Source organism: Candidatus Desulforudis audaxviator MP104C (assembly GCF_000018425.1).
Classification (GTDB): domain Bacteria; phylum Bacillota; class Desulfotomaculia; order Desulfotomaculales; family Desulforudaceae; genus Desulforudis; species Desulforudis audaxviator.
This window is the reverse complement of the sequence record NC_010424.1, coordinates 1,080,091-1,101,084: the sequence shown is the minus strand read 5'-3', so window position 1 is coordinate 1,101,084 and position 20,994 is coordinate 1,080,091. Positions and strand designations below refer to the sequence as shown.

Genomic DNA, 20,994 nt, shown 5'->3' with positions numbered 1-20,994 from the left:
AAGAGCTTTTTGCCGCTTTTCATTTTCTTACGTGAAAGAGAGTGCCAATCTCTCCTCTAAATAGTGTTCGCAAAGGGGGCAGCATTATGACTGCGTTAATCTGGGTTATTGTCGGCCTGGTCGCCCTGGTCGCGGGGATTTTTTTATTGACCCGCAAAGGCAAAGCCCACGAGCCCGCGGCGCAGACCATTAGAACGCGGGAATTCGATCATGAATTGGCGCGCGAGATTACGCCGGATCCCGGCCCGACCACCTGGACCCCGACCCCCCACCACGTGCTGGAACTGCCCAGGAGCTATGGACAGGACCGCCTGGTGTTGATGGCCCGGGACCCTTTCTGGCTTTATGCATACTGGGAAATCGCGGCCGCGAAGGAAAGCTTCCAGGCCAGCCGCGGCCGCAGGGCGTGGCAGGTCTCCCGCCCGGTGCTCCGGGTTTATGATGTCACCGGCGTCGAGGCGTTTAACGGCGGGAACGCAAACAGCTACGTAGACATCCCTTTGTCCGCCGATGCGGACAACTGGCACATAGAGGTGGGCAACCCCGACCGGACCTACTGCGTCGACCTTGGCCGGCTGATGCCCAATGGCGAGTTTGTGTTTCTGCTTCGCTCCAATATCGTCACCACCCCCCGCGCCACTCTTTCCGACCGCTTGGACGAGGAGTGGATGTGGATCGAAGATATCTACCGCTCGCTTACCAGAATTCATTTCGGGGTCAGTTCCCCGCTGGTAATCGAGGAAATGAAGGAGCGCCTGGGCGTCGCCCCCTTTGGTATCAGTTCGCCGGAAATGGTGGTTGGAAGGGGGCGTGACAACTAGTGGCGAAAGGATACCTGGCGCTGGTACTACATGCCCACCTGCCTTTTGTGCGGCACCCCGAACACTCTTATTCCTTGGAGGAAAAATGGTACCACGAGGCCGTCACCGAAACGTATATCCCGCTCATCTGGGGCCTGGAACGGCTGCTGAACGACGGGGTGCCGTTTAAACTAACGGTCTCTTTGTCGCCGACCCTTTTGTCGATGTTCGGAGACCCCTTTTTACAGCACCGCTACCTTCAACACCTCGACAGAATGCTTGAGCTGGCCGACCGGGAGGTACACCGCACCCGGGGAACGCCGTATCACGAAACGGCCCTAATGTATCACGGCCGCCTGCACGGCGCCCGGAACTCCTATGCCCATCGCTACGGCAAGAACCTGATCCTGGCTTTCAAAAAGCTGTTCGATACGGGCCGGGTGGAACTGATTACATCTGCCGCCACACACGGCTATCTGCCCTTTATGATGGTCCACCCCGCGGCGGTGCGCGCCCAGATAGAAATCGGGGTCAACACCTTCCGTCAGTGCTTTGACCGGGACCCCGCCGGTCTGTGGCTGCCGGAATGCGCCTACATCGCCGGTTTGGACGAGATCCTGAGAGAGTACAACATCCGGTATTTCTTCACAGATACCCACGGCCTGCTTTTCGCATCCCACCGCCCGCGCTTCGGCATTTTCGCCCCGATCTACTGCCCGTCGGGGGTGGCCGCCTTCGCACGAGACGTGGAATCATCTAAACAGGTCTGGAGTGCCAAGGAGGGCTATCCGGGCGATTTCGACTACCGGGAGTATTACCGGGACATCGGATTCGACCTGGATTTCGAGTACGTCAAACCGTATATTCACCCGAACGGCCTGCGGGTGCACACCGGCTTCAAGTACTACCGGATTACCGGCACCGGCAACCACAAGGAGCCGTACGTCCCGAAATGGGCCCGGGCCAGAGTGGACGAGCATGCCGGGAACTTCATATTCAACCGTGAACACCAGGTACGCTACTTGTCCGGGGTCATGGACCGGCCGCCCCTGATCGTGGCACCCTACGACGCCGAGCTTTTCGGGCACTGGTGGTTTGAGGGGCCCGAGTGGCTGGAATCAATCGCCCGCAAGATCGCCTATGACCAGGATACCGTGGAGTTGACCACTCCCTCGGAGTATCTCAAGTGCTTCCCCTGCAACCAGGTCGCCGTTCCCTGCTCATCCAGCTGGGGCAACAAGGGTTACCACGAGGTGTGGCTCAACCACACCAACGACTGGATTTACCGGCACCTCCACTGGGCGGCGGAGCAAATGACCGCGCTGGCCCGCGACTACCCGCACGCCGACGCCCTGGAACGCCGGGCGCTGAATCAGGCGGCCCGCGAGCTGCTGCTCGCCCAAGCCAGCGACTGGGCCTTCATCATGGCCACGGATACAATGGTGGAGTACGCCGTACGGCGGACCAAGACCCACTTGCTGAACTTCAAGGGGCTCTGGCACCAGGTCCGCGAACAGCGGATCGAGCGTCACTGGCTTGAGGAACTGGAAGACAAAAACAACATCTTTCCGGAAATCGACTATGCCGTGTACGCCAAATCCGCCAAATAGCAAGGATGCGAAAAAGTCTTTTTAGGAGACAGTTTCCAAAATAGCGGACCGGGGGATCTTTGTCCTCCGGTCCGCTGAGAAAAAGGTGTCTGACCTTTTTTGTTAGGCGTGCACGCTCACCGGCTTCTTCGCGGGTTCCTTCTTGGCGTGATGTTCGGGGTCCCCTTCCAGCACGCGGAAGTTCTCCACGAAGAAGAGGATCACCAGGACCGCACCCACCAAAAGGCCGATTAACCCGACCCACTCCATCCAGGTCGGAAAGTAAGACCGCTCGTAGGCCTGGGCCATCCCGGTGAAGACCACGTTAGTGCGGTTCAGGATCACACCGGTCGAACTCAGGATCGAAGCGGTAATGAGCCCCCCAACCGAGTTCCGGATGGACGGTACCAGAAACATCACCAGCGGCACCAGGAAGAACGGCACCATCTCCAAAAGGTACATGTTCGCCTGCAACGTGCCGTTGAACACGTAACCCCAGGCCCCGCGCGCCGTCAGGTCCCACACCTTCAAGACCAGGTAGAAGACCATCAGGTAGGCCCCCACCAGGGTCAGTTTGCTCAAGGACGGCATGTAGTCGTTGAAGTCCTTGCCGTAGATCCGGGCCAGCGCCCAGCAGGAAAAGGCCACCACCGCCGGGCCGACGTACAGGGAGGAGATCATGAAGAACCACGGGACCCACGTCGACCACCAGGTGGGATACAGGTTGACGGTGGCGATGAAGAGCCCGCCCAGGGACGCCTGGTGCAGCGACGGGAGCATGATGCCCACGCAGATCAGAAGCGGCATCGCCTTGTCCAGCAGGTTGTAGATCCGCGGCGCGTCAATCCGCTCGAAGGCGATGTGCCCGAACTCCAGGATCTGTATGGTCCAGTACAGGGTCATACACCAGAGCACTTCAAACAGGATCGAGGTGTAGCCCCAGTACACGAACGGACGCCAGAAGTTGTAGTAGACGGTGATGTCAAAGAGCAATCCGGTCATCGCGATGGTGTAGCCCAAGAGCGATACGACCATCGCCACCCGGATGACCGGCCGGAACGCCTTGATGTGCAGGATGTGCGCCAGGAACACGGTGCCGTAACCGCAGCCGGCCAACGCGACCGCGGGGAATACCAGCCACTTCCACAAGCCCCAGGTCCACTCGTCGTTCAAGTTGGTCACCGGACCCATAAAGCCGCCCGAATCACCCAGGCCGAAGGCGAACCGGTAGCCGGCGACCACCGCGAAGAAGACGAGAAAGGCCAGCATGGCCCAGCGGAGCGGGGTCAGCCGGAAACCAAACCGGTTCGTATACCTTTCGTCGTACACGGATGTACCCTCCTCTTATCCATATGTTTTGTCGTTCACCGACTAGTGCCCGCCTTCGTTCTCGGCGCGCCGCTTGGTGGTCACATACAGCGCGGCGAAAAGAATCGGCAGGCTTATGGCCAGAATGGGCGCCTTTTGCATGTATTTCCACGTGTACTTCGTGGGGCTCTTTTGCATAACGTCGGTGTTGAACCCGAGTTCCTCAAAGGGAGCCTCCGAGATGTACAGCACTCCGGTTCCGCCGACCTCTTTCTCCCCGAAAACGTGATCGACGTACTTATCCGGCGCGGCCGCGATCCGGGCCTTGGCTTCCTGAAGCAACGCCTCCCGCTTGCCGAACTTCAGCGCGTCGGTCGGGCAGGCCGTCACACAGGCGGGCGTCCCGCCCTGCTGTACCAAGGGGTAGCACATATGGCACTTGCTTATCCGGGAAAACACATCGTCCCACTCCAATGTCACGGTGAGGAACGGGCAAGCCAGTTGGCAGTACCGGCAGCCGACGCAGATCTCCGGATGGGCGTAAACGACCGGGCCCTCCGGAGTCTTCCGATAGGAGTGCACGAAACAGACTTCGAAGCACAGCGGATTCTGGCAGTGAAGGCAGGCCCGGCGCACGTGATGCCATTTCTTCCCGCCGTCCTTGCCCTGGGCCAGGTAAGTGTTCATCACAATGTAGTTGTAGGCCGCCAGGCGCGGTTGGTTCCAGTTTTCACTCTCGGTCGCGCCCCGCGGGTTTTGGGCATCCATCAGCGGAACGTACGGCAGGTCATTCGCTTCTTTGCACGCCATCTGGCAGGCCCGGCAGCCGATACATTTGCTACCGTCGAACAAAATTCCCAGCATACGTTCTGGATCGCGCTTAGCCACCCTTTCGACCAGTTCCATTGCCTAGCACCTCCTCAAAAGTATTAACGGCCGGAGACCACAAACCTGGAGACGCCGGAACCACCGCGCACCTCCATCACGTGGACGGCGCAGGCGATGCAGGGGTCGAATGCGCGCACGATCCGGACCAGTTCGATCGGGTTGTCCGGGTCGGCCACCTCGGTCCCCACCAGCGCTTCTTCCAGCGGTCCCCGGACGCCCTTGTCGTCCCGCGGCCCGATGTTCCAGGTGCTGGGCACCACGGCCTGGTAGTTCTTGATCACGTGGTTTTCGATCTCGATCCAGTGCCCCAGGGCACCCCGCGGCGCTTCGGTCAGGCCGAAGCCCTTGGCTTTCTCCGGGACATCGTGCGGCCGGAAGGCGGGCTGCCCAGGCTCCAGTTCTTCGAGCCAGCCCAGCATGGCGTGCGCGACCTTGGTCGTCTCGATCGCCCGGGCGAAATGCCGTCCCATCACAGAGAAGGCTTTGTCCCCAAGACCGATCACCTGCGGGTCGCGTCCGACCCACTGCCGGGCCAGGGCCCCGACTTCACAGGAATAGGACTCGTACCGGGGAGCCTTGATCCAGGAATACCCACCCCGTTTGTCCACCGCCGGCACCGTCTCTCCCTCGAAGGGGTGCTTGCCGCCAGCCTTTGACTCGTACCACGAGTGCGTGACGTGTTCACGGATATGATCGGCGGACATCGGCATAAACGAGCCTCCCGCGTAGACCCCGCGGGTGAAGAAGAGGTTCTTTCCATTCGGGTCTTTCTCGTCCGTCAACGGGTAAGCGCCGTAGGACAGCAGGTTCTTGGTGCCCACGCCGACTGAGAACCAGTCCTCGTAGGCGCCGGCCACCGCCAGCACATCGGGGATATACACGTTGTCGATGAAGGAAATCAGTTCGCGGAGTTTTTGGGCGTAGGCCTCCACCTGCTCAGCCGTGACCGTGGAGGTTACGCCACCGGGGATAAACACCGTGGTGTGGGGTATTTTCGCCCCGAAGATCGCTGCCATTTCGTGGGCTTTGCGGCGCATCGCTAACGCCTGGATGTAGTGTCCCACCACCACCGCTGTCACGTCCGGCGGTAAACGATAGTCGCCCTCGTAACGCGGCACGAAAGGCGCGGTTTCCGGTCCCTTCACGTAGTCAAGCGCGGCCAGATGGTAAAAATGAAGAATGTGTGACTGAATCAGGTTGGCACCCTGAATCAGGTTTCTCAGAATACGGCCGTTCTTAGGCGGAATGATCCCAAAGGCGTCATCGAGACATAGCACCGAACTGATGCCGTGCGAGATCGGTCAGACGCCGCAGATGCGTTGGGTGATATGCTGGGCGTCCCGCGGATCACGCCCTTTTAAGATGATTTCCAAACCACGGAAAAGCAGGCCCGTGGACCAGGCGTCGTGCACCCGGTTCCCGTCCAACTCGACCTCGATTTTCAGGTGGCCCTCAATCCGGGTTACCGGATCCACAACTATTTTCCGTGCGCCAGCCATAAAACATCACCTCCACGAATTATCTGCCGTTCCCGGTTACCGGCATCGCACCGTAAATCGGGGAACACCCGTCCGGAAAGATCTGCTCCGAACAAGCATAACACGGCGCCCCGGCCGCGATGCACCAGTTTGTCCCGCTGTTCCAGCCCCGTCGCGGACAATCCGACATAGCAATAAACCCCTTGCAGCCCAGGCCTGCCAGACAGCCCTCGTCCCCGATTACGGCGGCGAAACGGCCGGCTTCAAAGTCAGGCCGCCGGGGGCAGTTGTCGTGAATGGACTGCCCGTAAAACATCACCGGGCGCCCGTAACGGTCAAGTTCGGGGATTTCGTTATAGGTCAACACATAGGTGAGGGTGCCGAGGAAGTGGTCCGGATGCAGCGGGCAGTTGGAAATATTGATCACGTTTTTAGCCAGCGGCCGGCGATAGCGCATCGGATTGAGCACCGCGTCAACGCCCAACACACCGGTCGGGTTCGGAGCCCCTGCCGGGATCCCGCCGAAGGCGGCACATTGACCGGCGGCCACGACCGCCTTGGCTTTGGCGCCCAGGGTCAGCAGAGCCTCGTGGGCGGTCATTTCTTTCTTACCGAATTTGCCGATTACGCAATACTTGCCCTTCTCGTTCACCGGTATGCCGCCTTCGACGACCAGGATGAACTCCCCGGCGAACCGGGCGGCCACATCCTCGATGACCGCGGTGCCCAGATACCCGGAAGCGGCCATTATGTTCGGGTGGTAGCGCAGGCTGATAACCTCGAGCAGCACTTTCTCAATGGACGGATCCACGGCATTCAGGAGCGAAACCGAACATCCGGTGCAGCTCGCACCCTGAATCCAGACGACGGGCACCTTGTCCTCGACCGCCTTGGCCAGTGCGTGGGTGATCTGGGGACCCAGCAGCGACATCAGGCTCAGCCCGGCGGCGGACATACCGCACATTTTTACGAATTCCCGCCTGGTAAGCTTGCGCAACTCGACTGCCTCCTCTCCTTCTTTTGAAACTAGGTGTCTCCGGTGTCATAATGGAAAAATCATTGCGTTTACACTTTGCCCCGCGCTTTTGAGATGCCGGTCGGTTACCTGACTGGTAACGGCGCCGCCAAAACACTCTTCCTGGCCCGGTGTTGCCACCAGCACATTCTCTACTCTTTGATACGACAGATTATGGAAAGAAAATGACCGGGACATGCGTTCTAGATAACAAAGGGCATAGACTAGGAGTCCTGGGAAGCACCCTTTAGGACCTGCACCTGTGGTACGGGCCTTGCCGGGACAACCGGAGCGCGAGAAATCCTGGGGCCGACTGGACGACCCCCGGCGCGGTGGCTGCTACACCCACTCCTTCCTAACGAGCGCCGGTTTGGGTTTGACACAAGGGGGGTACTCTTACTCTCTAACGGACAAACTACCATACCCCAGTTTGACAGTCAAGATACCTGGTTTATTGATGATTATGTTTTATAAACCAGTTTTTGCGACCGTGCAGAAAAGGGAAGAGTATGGCGAAAAGCGGGTCCGGGTATGCCCCGCAAAGCCAGTTGTTCCGGGATTTCTAGGTAAAGTGGGGAGCGCTGCCGGTCAAACCGGCCCCCGGATCGCCCGTTCGCAGTTATCACGAAGTGTTATGGGGAATATACCCTCTGGTCATCCGGCTACTCCGGGGCCGCCAGGATTTGATTGATTTTGTCCACGTACATGTTCGTGAGTTCCTCGGCGACCTCCATGGAGGCGGCCTCACTGTACACCCGGCACACCGGTTTTTCGGGGTCGGGGAGCACCAGAGCCCATCCTTCCCGGTGGAACACCTTCACCCCGTCCAGGAGTTCCAGCTCCCCCTTGTCCTCCTCTTCGATGAGTTTGCGGATCACGCGCCCTTTGGCCTGCCAGGAGACCGGGATCTCCCTCTTGGTCAGGTAGAAATCCGGAATCTCGTCCACCAGTCTGGACAGGGTCGTCCCCCGCTCGGCCACCAGGTTGAGAATACGTACCAGGGCGGACAAGGCGTCGAAGTGGAGAAAGAACTGAGTGATGTCCCGGCGCAGCACCTCCTGCACGTACTCCTGGGGCGCGGTCTTTGTCCGGACCACCCGGCTCCGGTATCTGTCGGCCAGCGCATCGATCACCCGGGGGGCGGTTACCGGCACAATCACGGGTCCGCCCCGGGTCTTGAAGACGTAGAGAGCGATGAGAGCGGTGAGCAGGTCGTCCTGAATCACCCGGCCCCGGTCGTCAATCAGGATCAGGTATTCCCCGTTGGCGTCCAGCACGGCTCCGCCGCCGGCCTTCTGTTTGGTCACGGCCGCGGCCAGAAGCGGCAAGATTTCCTGGTACTCGGACCAACTGCGGGCCCGGGCCGTATCCTGAATGCCATTGACGTTTTCCACCGTCAGCCCGAGTTCGCGGGCCAGCGGGGGCACGTAGGCACTCAGGCTGGCCTCGTCGTAGGCCAGCAGCAGGCTGAAACCCGCATTCCGCAAGGCCTGGCGGTCGGCTTCCCGCAACAGGCTTTGTAGATAGGCCTCCGGCATCGCCGGCGCGTATTCCGGGTCACAAATCCGTCCGGGTTTAGTCCTGACGAAATCCTCACGGGCTAGCAGGTTTTCGATCTTCCGCTCCTGGGCGCGGGAAATGTTGGCCCCGTTGGAGTTAGTGAACACCAGCGTCACCACGTCCGGTTTCCGGGTTGAGAGCTGGACGTGCATCCCCCCGGCACACTCCAGGGCCCGGACGCCGAACCGGTGCATCGGCAGGATGCCCCGCCCAAGGATGGACACCCGGGCCCCGGTGCTCTGGAGACCGGCCACTACCGCCTGTTTCAGCATCGCGCTGGGCGGGAAGGCGTCGCAACTCACCGCCACGCGCCCGCCGTTCAGGGTGGAGCCGTAAGCGGCCGCCACGCGGCCGGCGAATTCGGGGGTAATTTCCACGTTCACCAGCCCGCTGATCCCCTGGGCGCCGAACACGCTCTTGGAAAGCCTGGTGCCCCAGATCAGGCTTTCACTCACCGTGGCACCGCTTTCCACCAGCTTGTGGGGCCAGACCTTCACTTCGGGTTTTATGGTCCCCCCTTCTTTGATCACTGAACCGTCGCCCACCACAGCGCCTTCGTACACCCCGGCGTCCGCCTGCACCTGGACCCGGCTGCACAGGACCGCGCCGCGGAGGGCCGCGTTCCGCCCCACAAACACCCGCTCCCACAGGATGCTCCGCTTCACCGACGCACCCGGTTGGATGAAGCACCCGTCGCCCACCACGGTGAACGGTTCCAGGGTCGCCCCGCTTCCGATATGGCTGTGGTTCCCGATCAGGACCGGACCTTTCACCGTCACCCCGGAATCAAGCGCAACCTGCTCGCCGACCCACACCCCGGGTTCAATCTCCCGGCCTGGAATCTCCAGCCGTACCTTGCCGGCGAGCCCGTCGTACTGCGCCTGCAAATACTGCTGCAGGTTCCCGATGTCGCACCAGTAACCGGAAAGCACTACCCCGAACAACGGTCTGTTCTCCCGCATCAATAGCGGGAAAAGGTCTTTTGAGAAGTCAAACTCCTGGCCGGCGGTAAAATAGTTCAGCACATCAGGTTCCAGGACGTAGATCCCGGTGTTTACCGTATCACTGAACACCTCGCCCCAGCCCGGTTTTTCCAGGAACCTGATGATCCGCCCGCCGCCCCCGGTAATCACCACCCCGTATTCCAGCGGGCATTCCACCCGGGTTAGCACCAGCGTGCCGGCCGCACCCTGACTCCGGTGAATCTCGATCGCTTTTGACAGGTCCAGGTCGGTCAGCGCATCGCCGCTGATCACCAAAAAGGTCCGGTCCAGGAATTCCCCGGCGTTCTTTACGCTGCCGGCCGTTCCCAGGGGAGTGTTCTCGACAAAGTAGTGCAGCCGGACCCCATACTCGGACCCGTCACCGAAGTGCTCCTTGATGGCCTCGGGCAGGTACTGCAGGGTGACCCCGATCTCAGTGATCCCGTGCTTTTTCAGAAGATCGATGCAGTAGGACATCACCGGCCGGTTCAGCACCGGGACCATAGGTTTGGGACGGTTGCAGGTCAGCGGACGCAGCCGGGAACCCTCGCCGCCCGCCATGATGATCGCCTTCACAAGATCCCTCCGTCGTCTTCTGAAATTCCTGGTCTTTAGGAATAGCGTTCGAAGAGCTGATACACCCGGCCGAGGATCCGTCCGGGCCGGTCTTCAAGGGTCGGCCACGGCGCGGACTGGCGTTCGCTCCAGACCTCCCGGTACAGCCGGGCGGTTTCGCGGGCGACTTTCCTCCAACCGTACTGTTCCCGCACCTTCCGGAAAGCGCGTTCATGGAGCATTTTCGCCTGGGCCGGGTTTTGAAGCACCAGGAGAATGTGCTCGGCCAATGCCCGACTGTCCCCCGGCGGCACCTTGAAGCCGTCCAGGCCGTGCTCAATGATCTCGCTCAAACCCCCGGTATTGGAGGCCACCACCGGCGTCTTGGCCGCCATCGCCTCCAGGGCCACGATACCGAACGGTTCATATAGGCTCGGGAACACCGCCACGTCGGCCCAGTGGTAAAGCGCGTTCCTGACCTCGTCGTCGATGTAGCCGGTGAAGTAGATGCGCGGCGCGATACCCATTCTGTCCACCTGGGCCCGCAATTCTTCCAGGTGCGGCCCCTTACCGCCGATGACAAACTTGGTGTTGGGCATCCGCGCAAGAATCTGAGGCACGGCGTCCAAGAGCACCTGCACCCCCTTTTCCTGGACCAGGCGGCCGACGTAGAACACGATTCTTTCCTCCGGCGCCGCGTAGAAGCTGCGCTTGACCCGGTCCGAACGCAGCCTGTAGTTCTCCGGATCCACCCCGTTGGGAATCACCCGGATCTTGTCCGCCGGGAGCTGGAAGATGTACTTGAGTTCATTCTCCATGTACCTGCTGCACACGATCACCTTCCACGCTTCAAACGTCAGCCACCACTCCACGTTGCTGATGTAGTTTTGGGTCGCGTTGTGCAGTCCCTGGTTCCGGCCGAATTCGGTAGCGTGAATTGTGGCCACCAGCGGGAGATGCCTGGCGTGCTTGACTGCCCGGGCCGCAAAGGCCACCAGCCAGTCGTGGGCGTGGACCACCCGGAAGGCGCCCACCCTTTCGAACAGGCTGATCGCCCGTTCCAGTATGGCGTTGTTGAACTGCAACACCCAGGTCACGAAGTCCGGCGCCGAAACCTGGAAGGGGTGCACGCGGTGGATATGAATGTTTCCCTGCATCTCGTAGTCGGACGCCCCCGGAGCCGAGCAGGTTAACAGGTGAACTTCTACGCCCTCCCGACTCAAGGCTGCATTTAGATCGTACACGTGTTGGGCCAGGCCGCCGATCGTCTTTGGAGGGTACTCCCATGAAAGCATCAATACGCGCATTACCTCCGGCTTTTCCCCCTCTGTTCGAAATGTTATTCACCTTAGGATTTGTAACGGGCACAGCGCTTATTCCATCCGGGTCGGAGCATTTTACACCGGAATACAAAACCCCGGGGTTTTACCCGGGGCCGGACCGCGAAGCGGAAAGCTTATTTTATCTAAATCATACCATCTGGAGATGAAATGTCAGGACGTCTTTGCCATGGCGCGGATGATGGCCGCACCCATCTCGTCAGTACCCGCCGTACCCCCCAGATCGTAGGTGAGGGTGTCCCCCTGTTCCAAGACCGCAAGCACGCCGCGCATGACCCGTTCGGCCGCCTCGGCTTCACCTAAATGACGCAGCAGCATCACGCCCGAAAGAACGGCGGCCAGCGGATTGACCTTGTTCTGGCCGGTATACTTGGGGGCGCTCCCGTGGACCGGTTCGAAAACGGCTGCCTTTTCGCCGATGTTGGCGCCCGGAGCCACACCCAGGCCCCCCACCAGACCAGCACACAAATCGGAAAGGATGTCTCCGTACAGGTTCGGCATGACCAGCACGTCGAAGTTTTCTGGCGCTTGAACCAGCTTCATGGCCATTGCGTCCACAATCCATTCTTCGTAGGTCACGTCGGGGTAACCTTCCGCGACCTTGCGGGCGCACTCCAGGAAGAGCCCGTCGGTGAACTTCATAATGTTGGCCTTGTGCACGGCGGTGACCTTCCGGCGCCGCTCACGCCGGGCCAGTTCGAAGGCGAAGCGGACGATACGCTCCGAGGCCGGCCGGGTAATCAGCTTGATGCTCTCGGCCGCATCCCGGCCGCACCAGTGCTCGATGCCCGCGTAGAGGTCCTCGGTGTTTTCCCGGACCACGATCAGGTCAACGTTTTCGTAACGGGATCGGATTCCCGGCAGGGACCGGGCCGGCCGGACGTTCGCGTAGAGCTCCAGTTCCTGACGCAAAGTGACGTTTACACTGCGGAACCCTCGCCCTACCGGCGTGGTCAGCGGCCCTTTCAGCGCCACCCGGTTTTTGCGGATGGAATCCAGAACCTCCTGCGGCAGAGGCGTGCCGAACTCGGGAATCACCGCCTCGCCCGCCCGCACTTCTTCCCATGCCAGGGACGCACCGGACGCCTCCAGTACATGCCGGGCCACCGCCATGATCTCAGGACCGACCCCGTCCCCGGGAATAAAGGTTACGGTGTGCGTCAAACCAAACGCCTCCGAAGACTATTATTTTGCTTTCCAGTCGACAATCAACGGTGTGGAACGTCTTCTTCCCTATCCGGTCTCAAACCTCTGGCATCCGACCTCCATATCCGCAGGCGGCGTGCCAGGGCTCCGCGACGAGCCGTGCCCTGCCGTCGGCGCGTAGCACGGAGCCCAGCGGCGGCTTGTCCGCCCCCCCCTACTCCAGGTTAAAACCCCCGTATTTCCGGAAATGCGCGGCCAGGCCGCCGTCGTTCAATATCTTCAACATCACCCGGGGCAGCGGCGTGATCTTGATCTCGATGTCCCGAGTGCGGTTTCTGAGAATTCCGGCTCCCAGGTCCACCTCCAGTTCGTCACCCGGTTCGATGGCCCGGGTGTCGCACTCGATAACCGGCAGACCGGTGTTGATTGCGTTCCGGTAGAAGATTCGGGCGAAGGACCTTGCCACCACCGCGGAGATGCCGGCGTGCTTGATGGCCAGCGGCGCCTGCTCACGGGACGACCCGCAGCCAAAGTTCCGTCCGGCCACAATGAAATCCCCGGCCGTGATCTTCCGGTGGAAGTCGGGGTCCAGGTCCTCCATTACGTGGCGGGCCAACTCAGCCATGTCCAGGGTCTTAAACTTGTACTTGCCCGAAATGATATAGTCCGTGTTTACATCATCACCAAATTTATGCGCTTTACCCGAGAGCAGCATCTCGTCACCTACTTCAAGAATTCTCTGGGGTCGGTGATCTCACCGGTCAGGGCCGCCGCGGCCACCGCCGCTGGTGAAGCCAGGTAAATCTCCGCGTTCCGGTTCCCCATGCGGCCTTTGAAGTTCCGGTTGGCGGTCGAGATCACCCGTTCGCCATCGGCGGGCACGCCGTTGTGTGTACCCACACACGGGCCGCAGCCCGGAGTGACCACCGCGGCCCCGGCCTGCACCAGCGTCTCCAGGGTGCCGTCCCGCAGCGCCTGCAGGTACACGTGCCGCGAGGCGGGCGCCACAATGAAACGCACCCTCGGGGACACCCGGTACCTCCTGACGAGAGCCGCGGCGATCCGCAAGTCCTCCAGACGCCCGTTCGTGCAGGTCCCCAGAACGGCCTCGTCCACCGGCAAGCCGGCCACCTCACTGAGCGGAGCCACGTTGTCCACCCGGTGGGGCCGGGCGACTTGCGGCTCCAACCCGGACACGTCAAACTCCAGTATTCGTTCGTAAACCGCATCCGGATCGGGTGCGGCCGGCTCGAACGTGCGCCGGCTGTACCGGGCTACCCATTCGGCCGTCCGCTCATCCGCCTCCATCAGCCCCGCCTTCGCGCCCATCTCCACGGCCATGTTCGAGATGGTGAACCGGGCCTCCATCGACAGTGCCCGGACCGCCTCTCCGCTGAACTCGACCGACATGTAGGTGGCCCCGTCGGCGGTGACCTGTCCGATCAGAAATAGGATCAGGTCCTTGCTGTACACTCCGGGAGGCAGTATCCCGTGGCAAACGAACTTCAGCGTGGGCGGCACCTTGAACCACATCCGGCCGGAGATCAGGGCGGCGGCGAGATCGGTCGACCCCACCCCGGTGGCGAAGGCGTTCAACGCTCCGTAGGTGCAGGTATGCGAGTCGGCGCCAACGACTAAGGAACCCGGCCCGACCGCTCCCGATTCCAGCATCAATTGGTGGCACACCCCGTCACCTACGTCGTACAGGTGGCACCCGGTTTCCCGGGCGAAGTTCCGCATGAATTTATGCAGGTTGGAGACACCTTCGGAGGGGCTGGGCGCGCTGTGGTCGATCACCAGCGCCACCTTCGCCGGGTCGAACAGGGCCTTCCCCCCCATCGCGCGGAACGCGTTGATGGCCAGGGGCGAAGTACCGTCCTGGCCCATCACGAAATCAACTTCGGCCACCACAATGTCCCCGACACGCACTGCGCGTCCGCTCTTACGGGATAGTATTTTCTCAATGATGTTCAGACCCATGCTTGCTCCTCTTTCCGAAATGATCTTCGAAAATGTATACCAGTTCCTTGTCAAATAGTGAGCGTTTGAGCGACACGGCCAGGGCCCTGATTACCGGAAGCAATTCCTGCGCCTGGTGCCGGGTGAGCTCGATACCGTACTCCGCGAACTTGGCGCGCACGGCGGCCGTACCGGAATGCTTGCCGATCACGATCTGCCGCTGCAGGCCCACCTCTTCCGGGGTGAAGGCCTCGTAGGTCCCGGGGAACTTCAACGCGCCGTCGGCGTGGATGCCTGATTCATGGCGGAACATGTTCGACCCGACGATGGCCTTCCAGGCGGGCAGTTCGCGCCCGGACGCGCGGGACACGTATTCGGCCACCTCCCGGAACATCTCGGTGTTGAAGTTCAGGTCGATGTTATGGAGGTATTTCAGGGCCATGACGACCTCCTCCAGAGCCGCGTTTCCGGCACGCTCTCCCAGTCCTAATACCGTGACCCCGACGTAGTTGGCACCGGCCAGCACGCCTGCCAGGGCGTTGGCGGTGGCCATGCCGAAGTCGTCGTGCGTGTGCATCTCAATATCCAGGTCCACCCGCTCCCGGATGTACTTGATGTTGTTATAAGTGACGAAGGGTTCCAGGATACCCACCGTGTCGCAGTACCGCAGGCGGTCGGCCCCGGCCTCCTGAGCGGCCTTCGCGAACTCCACCAGAAAGTCGGGGTCGCTCCGGGACGCGTCTTCGGCGTTCACCGAAATGTACACCCCTTGTTCCTTGGCAAACCGGGTCGCGTTAACCATCTGCTCCAGGACCCACTCCCGGCTGGCTTGCAGTTTGTGCTTGATATGGATGTCCGAAGTGGAGATGGAGATGGCCACGGCGTCCACCCCGCAGGCCAGGGAGTGCTCGATATCTTTGATCACCGGCCGGTTCCAACCCATAATGCTGGCCTTCAGGCCCAGGCCGCAGATTTTCCGGATCGCCTTCTCCTCGTCACCACCCATCACCGGAATACCGGCCTCGATCTGGTGTACTCCTAACTCGTCCAGGAGCTTGGCGATCCGCACCTTTTCGTGGTTGGCAAACACCACGCCCGCCGTTTGCTCCCCGTCCCGCAGCGTGGTATCCACAACGAAGATTTTACGCTCCTGCTGTTCCATAACCCCTCTCCCTTTCTTTACTCCCTAGTTACTAAACGAAAAACATGAACCCAAAACACCGGACCGTTTTTCAATCCAGTCTCTTCTTCAGGAGGTCGTTGACCAGGTTGGGGTTGGCCCGTCCCCCGGTCGATTTCATGACCTGACCCACCAGGAAACCCAGCGCCCTGGTTTTTCCGTTACGGTAGTCCCGGACGGTGTCCGGATGTCCAGCGATCACCTCGTCAACCACCGTTTCCAGGGCGTCGGTGTCGGTGATCTGCACCAGCCCCTTTTCCGCGATTATGGTCCGGGGATCTTTCCCGGTGATGAACATCTCCTCCAGGACCGCTTTGGCGATCTTGCCGCTGATCGTGCCGTCGTCGATCAGGCGCAGCAGGGCGCAAAGGCCGGCGGGCCGCACCCGGCAGTCCTCGATTGCCACCGGGGCGGCATTCAGCAGGCGGCTCAAATCCCCCATCACCCAATTCGCCACCGCCTTCGGTTCGGGATAAAGGCGGACACACTCTTCAAAGTAGCCGGCTAGGCTCGGGGAACCGGTGAGCACCCGAGTGTCGTAGGCCGGCAGTTGATATTCCTTCAGGTAGCGGTCTCGCTTCGCCTGGGGCAACTCCGGCAATTTGCGTCGGACGTCATCCACCCAGGAGGGGCTGATCACCAGGGGCACCAGGTCGGGCTCGGGGAAATAGCGGTAGTCATGTGCTTCCTCTTTACTGCGCATGGGCACGGTCACGCCTTTTTCCTCATCCCAGGACCGCGTTTCCTGCACGATCTGCTGCCCGGTTTCCAGGCGTCCGATCTGGCGCTCAATCTCGTAGGCCAGGGCCCTCTGCACCGCCCGGAAGGAGTTCAGGTTCTTGATTTCGGTCTTGGTGCCCAGGGTTTCCTCACCCCGCGGGCGTACCGACACGTTAGCGTCGCACCGCAGCGACCCTTCTTCCATCTTGCAGTCCGAAACCCCGGTGTACTGAATGACCGTCTTGAGTTCATTCAGGTAGGCCCGGGCTTCCTCCGCCGAACGGATGTCCGGGGCCGAAACGATCTCCAGCAAGGGTACGCCGGTCCGGTTATAGTCGACCAGTGAGTACGGGGGCTCGTTCTCCGACCCTTCCCGGTGAATCAGCTTCCCGGCGTCCTCCTCCATATGAATCCTGGCGATGCCGCACCGGTGTGTGGTACCGTCGTCGGTTTCGTAATCCAGGTGGCCCTCGTAGGCCAGGGGTAGGTCGTACTGCGAGATCTGGTAGTTCTTGGGCAGATCCGGGTAGAAGTAGTTCTTGCGATCGAACTTGCTGAAACGGGCGATCGAACAGTTCAGGGCCAGCGCCACCCGAATGCCGTACTCCACGACCTTGCGGTTCAACACCGGCAGGGTTCCGGGCAGCCCAAGGCACACCGGACACACCTGCGAGTTGTGCCGGCTGCCGAATTCGGTGCTCGATGGGCAGAATATCTTGGAATCGGTCTGCAGTTCAACGTGTACCTCTAGACCGATCACCGCTTCGTACTTGTTCAAGAGATTTCACCCCCTGGGGTTTCCGGAGGCCGCTGCCGGTGGTGATCGGTGCTCTGCTGGAAGGCGTAGCCCATGCGGAGCAAGGTGCCTTCCGCGAACGGCTTGCCGATGAATTGAATCCCGACCGGCAATCCCGCCACGAAACCAGCAGGTACCGACATCCCCGGCAAACCGGCGAGGTTCACCGCCAGAGTGAATATGTCGGACAGGTACATCCGGATGGGATCTTCGGTCTTGGCCCCAATGATAAACGCTGTTTCCGGAGCGGTCGGCGAAAGCAGCACGTCAAACTTCTCGAAGGCTTCCTCGAAGTCCCGGCGGATCAAAGTCCGCACTTTTAGGGCCTTCAGGTAGTATGCATCATAATAGCCGGCCGAAAGTGCGTAGGTGCCGAGCATTATCCGGCGTTTTACTTCCGCCCCGAACCCCCTGCTCCTGCTCACCCGGAACATATCCAACACGTCTTCGCACTCCGGGGCTCGGTACCCGTATCGGACCCCGTCGTAGCGCGCGAGGTTGGAACTGGCCTCGGCGGGGGCGATCAGGTAGTACACCGGCAGGGCATACTCGGTATGCGGCAGGCTGGTTTCCTCGACGTACGCCCCACGTTCTTCAAACACCGACACGGCCTCCATCACGATCCGTCGCACTCCGTCATCCAGCTCGGCGGGAAAGTACTCCCGGGGAAGACCGATGCGCATTCCCTTGACGTCATCGACCAGGAACGAGGTGAAGTCCGGCACCTCTTTCGGAACGGATGTGGAATCCCGATGATCATGGCCGCAGATCGCGTTCATGACCAGGGCGCAATCGGTCACGTCCCTGGTCAAAGGCCCGATCTGGTCCAGGGAGGAGGCAAAGGCCACCAGCCCGTAGCGGGAAACCAGCCCGTAGGTGGGTTTCATTCCCACCACCCCGCAGAACGAGGCCGGTTGGCGGATCGAACCGCCGGTATCGGAGCCCAGCGCGCAGATTGCGCTGCCGGCGGCCACCGCCGCCGCCGACCCCCCGCTCGAACCGCCCGGCACCCGTTTCGGGTCCCAGGGGTTGCGCGTGGTGAAGAAAGCCGAATGCTCCGTTGAAGAGCCCATGGCGAACTCATCCATATTGGTTTTACCGAGGATCACCGTCTGTTGGTCTTTCAGCTTTTCGACCACGGTGGCGTCGTATGGAGGCACCCAATTGTGCAAAATCTTTGACGAGCAGGTGGCCGGAAGGCCCCGCAGGCATATGTTATCCTTGATGGCGAACGGAATTCCGGCTAAAGGCGGTAATTCCCGGCCGTTTTGCAACTCACGGTCCACCGCGGCCGCCTGCCGCAAGGCCCCCTCACGGTCCAGGGTAACGTACGCCTTGACCCGCCCTTCCACCTCGTCGATCCGGTTCAGCACCGACCGGCAGAGTTCAGCCGCTGAGACCTCCCGCCCCAACAACAGTTCTCGAAGCCTGTGGGCCGTCAAATCATAGAGTCTCACCGGCTAAAACCACCCCCCTAAAGCGGCACCGATCTCATCTCCAGGGCCAACTAAACAATACAATCTACCTGGTTCGTTTGTTCCCAGGTGAAAAGGTGCGCCGGGACGGCGTCACCGTTGATTAGAAAATCCGGGGAACCTTGAAAAACCCTTCCTCTTTCTCGGGAGCGTTCGCAAGCACATCCTCGGGTGCCAGGTGCTCGCCGACCAGATCCTCCCGAAAAACGTTCTGTAAGGGCAGTACGTGGGCAGTCGGAGGCACTTCTGAGGTATCCAGTTGGTCCAAGACCGCCGCGTATTCCAGAATTTTGGCCAACTGCGTGGTGTAGAGTTCAATCTCCTCTTCGCTCAGGTCAAGCCTGGCAAGCAAAGCCACATGTTCCACTTCGGATTTCGTCAACATACCGGCATCACCCCGCAAAAATCGCTGTTATTATACCAAACTCCTGGGCTTACTGGCAAGATAGGGGTCGCGGGTTTGCGGGAATTGCCGCTTGTCAGTTATCGGACTCCCGAAGCCCACGTGAACGTGAATCGGTGACGGATTTACGCATCTCAAAGGCGTGCTTCCGGGCCGCGTCGGTAATCTCGCGGCCGCCAGCGAGCATCCGGGCCAACTCTTCCAGGCGCTCTTCTTCATCCAACTCCCGGACAACCGTCCGGGTCGTTCCCCCGGCCGTCTCCTTTCCGATCTGCAGGTGCCGGTTAGCGTGACAGGCGATCTGCGGCGCATGCGTCACGCAGATGACCTGGTGTTTCCGGCCGACCGCCGACAGCTTTTCGGCTACCGCTTGCATCGCCCGCCCACCGACTCCGGCGTCCACCTCGTCAAAAATCAGCGTGGGCGTTTCGTCCACCTCGGCCAGGAGTTTCTTTAGGGCCAGCATTATCCGGGAAAGCTCGCCGCCGGATGCAATTCGGGCCAGGGACTTCAGCGGCTCTCCGGGATTCGCGGAAAACAAAAACACCGCCTGCTCCCGCCCGCGAGCATTCGGCCCGTCAAGGGGCTGGAAGTCCACCCGGAACTCGAGATTCGCAAACTCCAGTTCCCGGAGTTCGAGGGTTACACCCTCCTCCAACGCCGCAGCCGTTTTGCGGCGACCCGCCGAAACCTCGGCCGCTAACGCCTCCCATTCGGCACTTAAAGTGGCGATGCGCTTTTCCAAGCCCGCAATCTCCTCTTCGCTTCCGAGCAGGCGGTCACGTTCCGCGGCCGCCGTCTCTCGGAAGCGGAGTATATCGTCCAGCGTCGCCCCGTACTTACGCTTGAGCCCCTCGATCAGCGCCAACCGCGCTTCAACCCTGTCCAGCCGTCCGGGGTCAAACCGCGCCCGCTCCCGGAGCGCCAGGAGATCCCGAGCAGTTTCCTGCACCTGGTTTAAGACCGATTCCAGAATGGGCACGGCGTCCCGCGCCTCCTGGCATATCCGGCTCAAAGCGCGCAGGTTCTCCAGTGCCCGCCCGATCTGGACCACGGCGGCCGGCCCGTGATCTTCCGCCCCGTACAGCACCTGGTAGCTCTCACCCGCCAGGTGGGCGATCTGTTCGGCGTTCACGAGAAAGCCCCGCTCCTCCCGGAGGCTTTCCTCTTCTTCCGGCTCCAGGCCGGCACGGTCTATCTCCTGAACCTGCAGGCTCAGTACGTCCAGGCGCCGGGCCCGCTCCATCGCGTCGTGGCGGTATTGCTCCAGCACCCGCCGGGCTTCAGCCCAGTCCCGGAAGAGATGTTCCAGACGCTCCACTGCCGATCTGAGTTCGGGGCCGCCCACCCGGTCCAGCAATTCGCCGTGACGACTCTCCCGGAGCAGAGACTGCTGTTCACCCTGCCCGTGGAAATCCACGAGGTGCCGGCCGATCTCCCGGAAAATTGACAGCGGCACGGTGCGGCCGCCGATCCGGTAGACATTCCGCCCGTTGCCGAACAATTCCCGGCTGAGGATCAAGAGACCCTCCTCCGCCTCCATGCCCGCGTTCTCCAGTTCGCCGAGGACCGGATTCCCGCCCTGAAGGCCGAATACTACCTCCAGGTAGGCCCGGTCGGCCCCGGCGCGCACATAGTCCGGTGATGCCCGCCGCCCCAGAACCACCTCCAGGGCATCGATCAGCAGGGACTTTCCCGTGCCGGTCTCCCCGGTAAGCACATTAAGTCCCGGCCCAAATTCGACTTCCAGGTGGTCAATTAAGACAAAGTTTCGTACGACCAGCCTTTCAATCACGCCC

Annotated in this window: 16 protein-coding genes; 2 read left to right on the top strand and 14 right to left on the bottom strand. The window is 61.0% G+C overall.

Features of this window, described 5'->3' with window-relative positions:
- Positions 1–86 precede the first annotated feature (86 nt).
- On the top strand, positions 87–821 hold the full coding sequence (locus tag DAUD_RS05260) for a DUF4912 domain-containing protein (RefSeq protein ID WP_012302144.1): 735 nt from the start codon (positions 87–89) through the stop codon (positions 819–821).
- Positions 821–2,410: a glycoside hydrolase family 57 protein gene (locus tag DAUD_RS05255; protein ID WP_012302143.1), complete on the top strand. Its 1,590-nt coding sequence runs from the start codon at positions 821–823 to the stop codon at positions 2,408–2,410. Before DAUD_RS05260 ends, DAUD_RS05255 begins: the two co-directional genes overlap by 1 nt.
- 102 nt (positions 2,411–2,512) lie before the next feature.
- Here the strand turns inward: DAUD_RS05255 and nrfD are convergent, their stop codons facing one another.
- The 14 genes from nrfD to recN all read right to left on the bottom strand — a co-directional run bounded on the left by nrfD (position 2,513) and on the right by recN (position 20,990).
- A complete protein-coding gene (gene nrfD / locus DAUD_RS05250; RefSeq protein ID WP_012302142.1) occupies positions 2,513–3,718 on the bottom strand; it encodes an NrfD/PsrC family molybdoenzyme membrane anchor subunit in 1,206 nt (401 codons plus the stop codon).
- Between the two features lie 42 nt (positions 3,719–3,760).
- Positions 3,761–4,603 (bottom strand): 4Fe-4S dicluster domain-containing protein, encoded by an 843-nt coding sequence (locus DAUD_RS05245; RefSeq protein ID WP_012302141.1) that lies wholly within the window; start codon positions 4,601–4,603, stop codon positions 3,761–3,763.
- Positions 4,604–4,626: 23 nt separating this feature from the next.
- A complete protein-coding gene (locus DAUD_RS05240; RefSeq protein ID WP_012302140.1) occupies positions 4,627–6,084 on the bottom strand; it encodes a nickel-dependent hydrogenase large subunit in 1,458 nt (485 codons plus the stop codon).
- 19 nt (positions 6,085–6,103) lie between these two features.
- Positions 6,104–7,060 carry a hydrogenase small subunit gene (locus DAUD_RS05235; RefSeq protein WP_012302139.1) on the bottom strand — a complete coding sequence of 319 codons (957 nt, stop codon included), beginning with the start codon at positions 7,058–7,060 and terminating at the stop codon, positions 6,104–6,106.
- Positions 7,061–7,740: 680 nt separating this feature from the next.
- Complete coding sequence (locus tag DAUD_RS05230) at positions 7,741–10,197, bottom strand: mannose-1-phosphate guanyltransferase (protein ID WP_012302138.1); 2,457 nt, start codon at positions 10,195–10,197, stop codon at positions 7,741–7,743.
- 35 nt (positions 10,198–10,232) lie between these two features.
- Positions 10,233–11,483 carry a glycosyltransferase family 4 protein gene (locus DAUD_RS05225; protein WP_041570835.1) on the bottom strand — a complete coding sequence of 417 codons (1,251 nt, stop codon included), beginning with the start codon at positions 11,481–11,483 and terminating at the stop codon, positions 10,233–10,235.
- A gap of 186 nt (positions 11,484–11,669) precedes the next feature.
- Entirely contained in the window at positions 11,670–12,680 is a 1,011-nt protein-coding gene (locus DAUD_RS05220) for an isocitrate/isopropylmalate dehydrogenase family protein (protein WP_012302136.1), read from the bottom strand.
- Positions 12,681–12,876: 196 nt separating this feature from the next.
- Entirely contained in the window at positions 12,877–13,377 is a 501-nt protein-coding gene (locus DAUD_RS05215; RefSeq protein WP_012302135.1) for a 3-isopropylmalate dehydratase small subunit, read from the bottom strand.
- An 8-nt stretch (positions 13,378–13,385) separates the two neighbouring features.
- Positions 13,386–14,642, bottom strand: coding sequence for a 3-isopropylmalate dehydratase large subunit (locus DAUD_RS05210; RefSeq protein ID WP_012302134.1), 1,257 nt, complete (start codon positions 14,640–14,642; stop codon positions 13,386–13,388).
- A complete protein-coding gene (gene nifV / locus DAUD_RS05205; RefSeq protein ID WP_012302133.1) occupies positions 14,623–15,783 on the bottom strand; it encodes a homocitrate synthase in 1,161 nt (386 codons plus the stop codon). Before nifV ends, DAUD_RS05210 begins: the two co-directional genes overlap by 20 nt.
- Before the next feature lie 70 nt (positions 15,784–15,853).
- A complete protein-coding gene (gene gatB, locus DAUD_RS05200) occupies positions 15,854–17,299 on the bottom strand; it encodes an Asp-tRNA(Asn)/Glu-tRNA(Gln) amidotransferase subunit GatB (RefSeq protein WP_012302132.1) in 1,446 nt (481 codons plus the stop codon).
- Complete coding sequence (gene gatA / locus DAUD_RS05195) at positions 17,296–18,774, bottom strand: Asp-tRNA(Asn)/Glu-tRNA(Gln) amidotransferase subunit GatA (protein ID WP_012302131.1); 1,479 nt, start codon at positions 18,772–18,774, stop codon at positions 17,296–17,298. Before gatA ends, gatB begins: the two co-directional genes overlap by 4 nt.
- Positions 18,775–18,895: 121 nt before the next feature.
- On the bottom strand, positions 18,896–19,177 hold the full coding sequence (gene gatC / locus DAUD_RS05190) for an Asp-tRNA(Asn)/Glu-tRNA(Gln) amidotransferase subunit GatC (RefSeq protein WP_012302130.1): 282 nt from the start codon (positions 19,175–19,177) through the stop codon (positions 18,896–18,898).
- A gap of 94 nt (positions 19,178–19,271) precedes the next feature.
- On the bottom strand, positions 19,272–20,990 hold the full coding sequence (recN, locus tag DAUD_RS05185) for a DNA repair protein RecN (protein WP_012302129.1): 1,719 nt from the start codon (positions 20,988–20,990) through the stop codon (positions 19,272–19,274).
- Between the last annotated feature and the right edge of the window lie 4 nt (positions 20,991–20,994).

Coding starts and splice junctions, on each gene's coding strand:
- DAUD_RS05245 (WP_012302141.1), bottom strand. CDS start 4,603: ATGGAACTGGTCGAAAGGGTGGCTAAGCGCGATCCAGAACGTATGCTG.
- DAUD_RS05210 (WP_012302134.1), bottom strand. CDS start 14,642: ATGGGTCTGAACATCATTGAGAAAATACTATCCCGTAAGAGCGGACGC.
- DAUD_RS05225 (WP_041570835.1), bottom strand. CDS start 11,483: ATGCGCGTATTGATGCTTTCATGGGAGTACCCTCCAAAGACGATCGGC.
- nifV (WP_012302133.1), bottom strand. CDS start 15,783: ATGGAACAGCAGGAGCGTAAAATCTTCGTTGTGGATACCACGCTGCGG.
- gatC (WP_012302130.1), bottom strand. CDS start 19,177: ATGTTGACGAAATCCGAAGTGGAACATGTGGCTTTGCTTGCCAGGCTT.
- DAUD_RS05215 (WP_012302135.1), bottom strand. CDS start 13,377: ATGCTGCTCTCGGGTAAAGCGCATAAATTTGGTGATGATGTAAACACG.
- DAUD_RS05260 (WP_012302144.1), top strand. CDS start 87: ATGACTGCGTTAATCTGGGTTATTGTCGGCCTGGTCGCCCTGGTCGCG.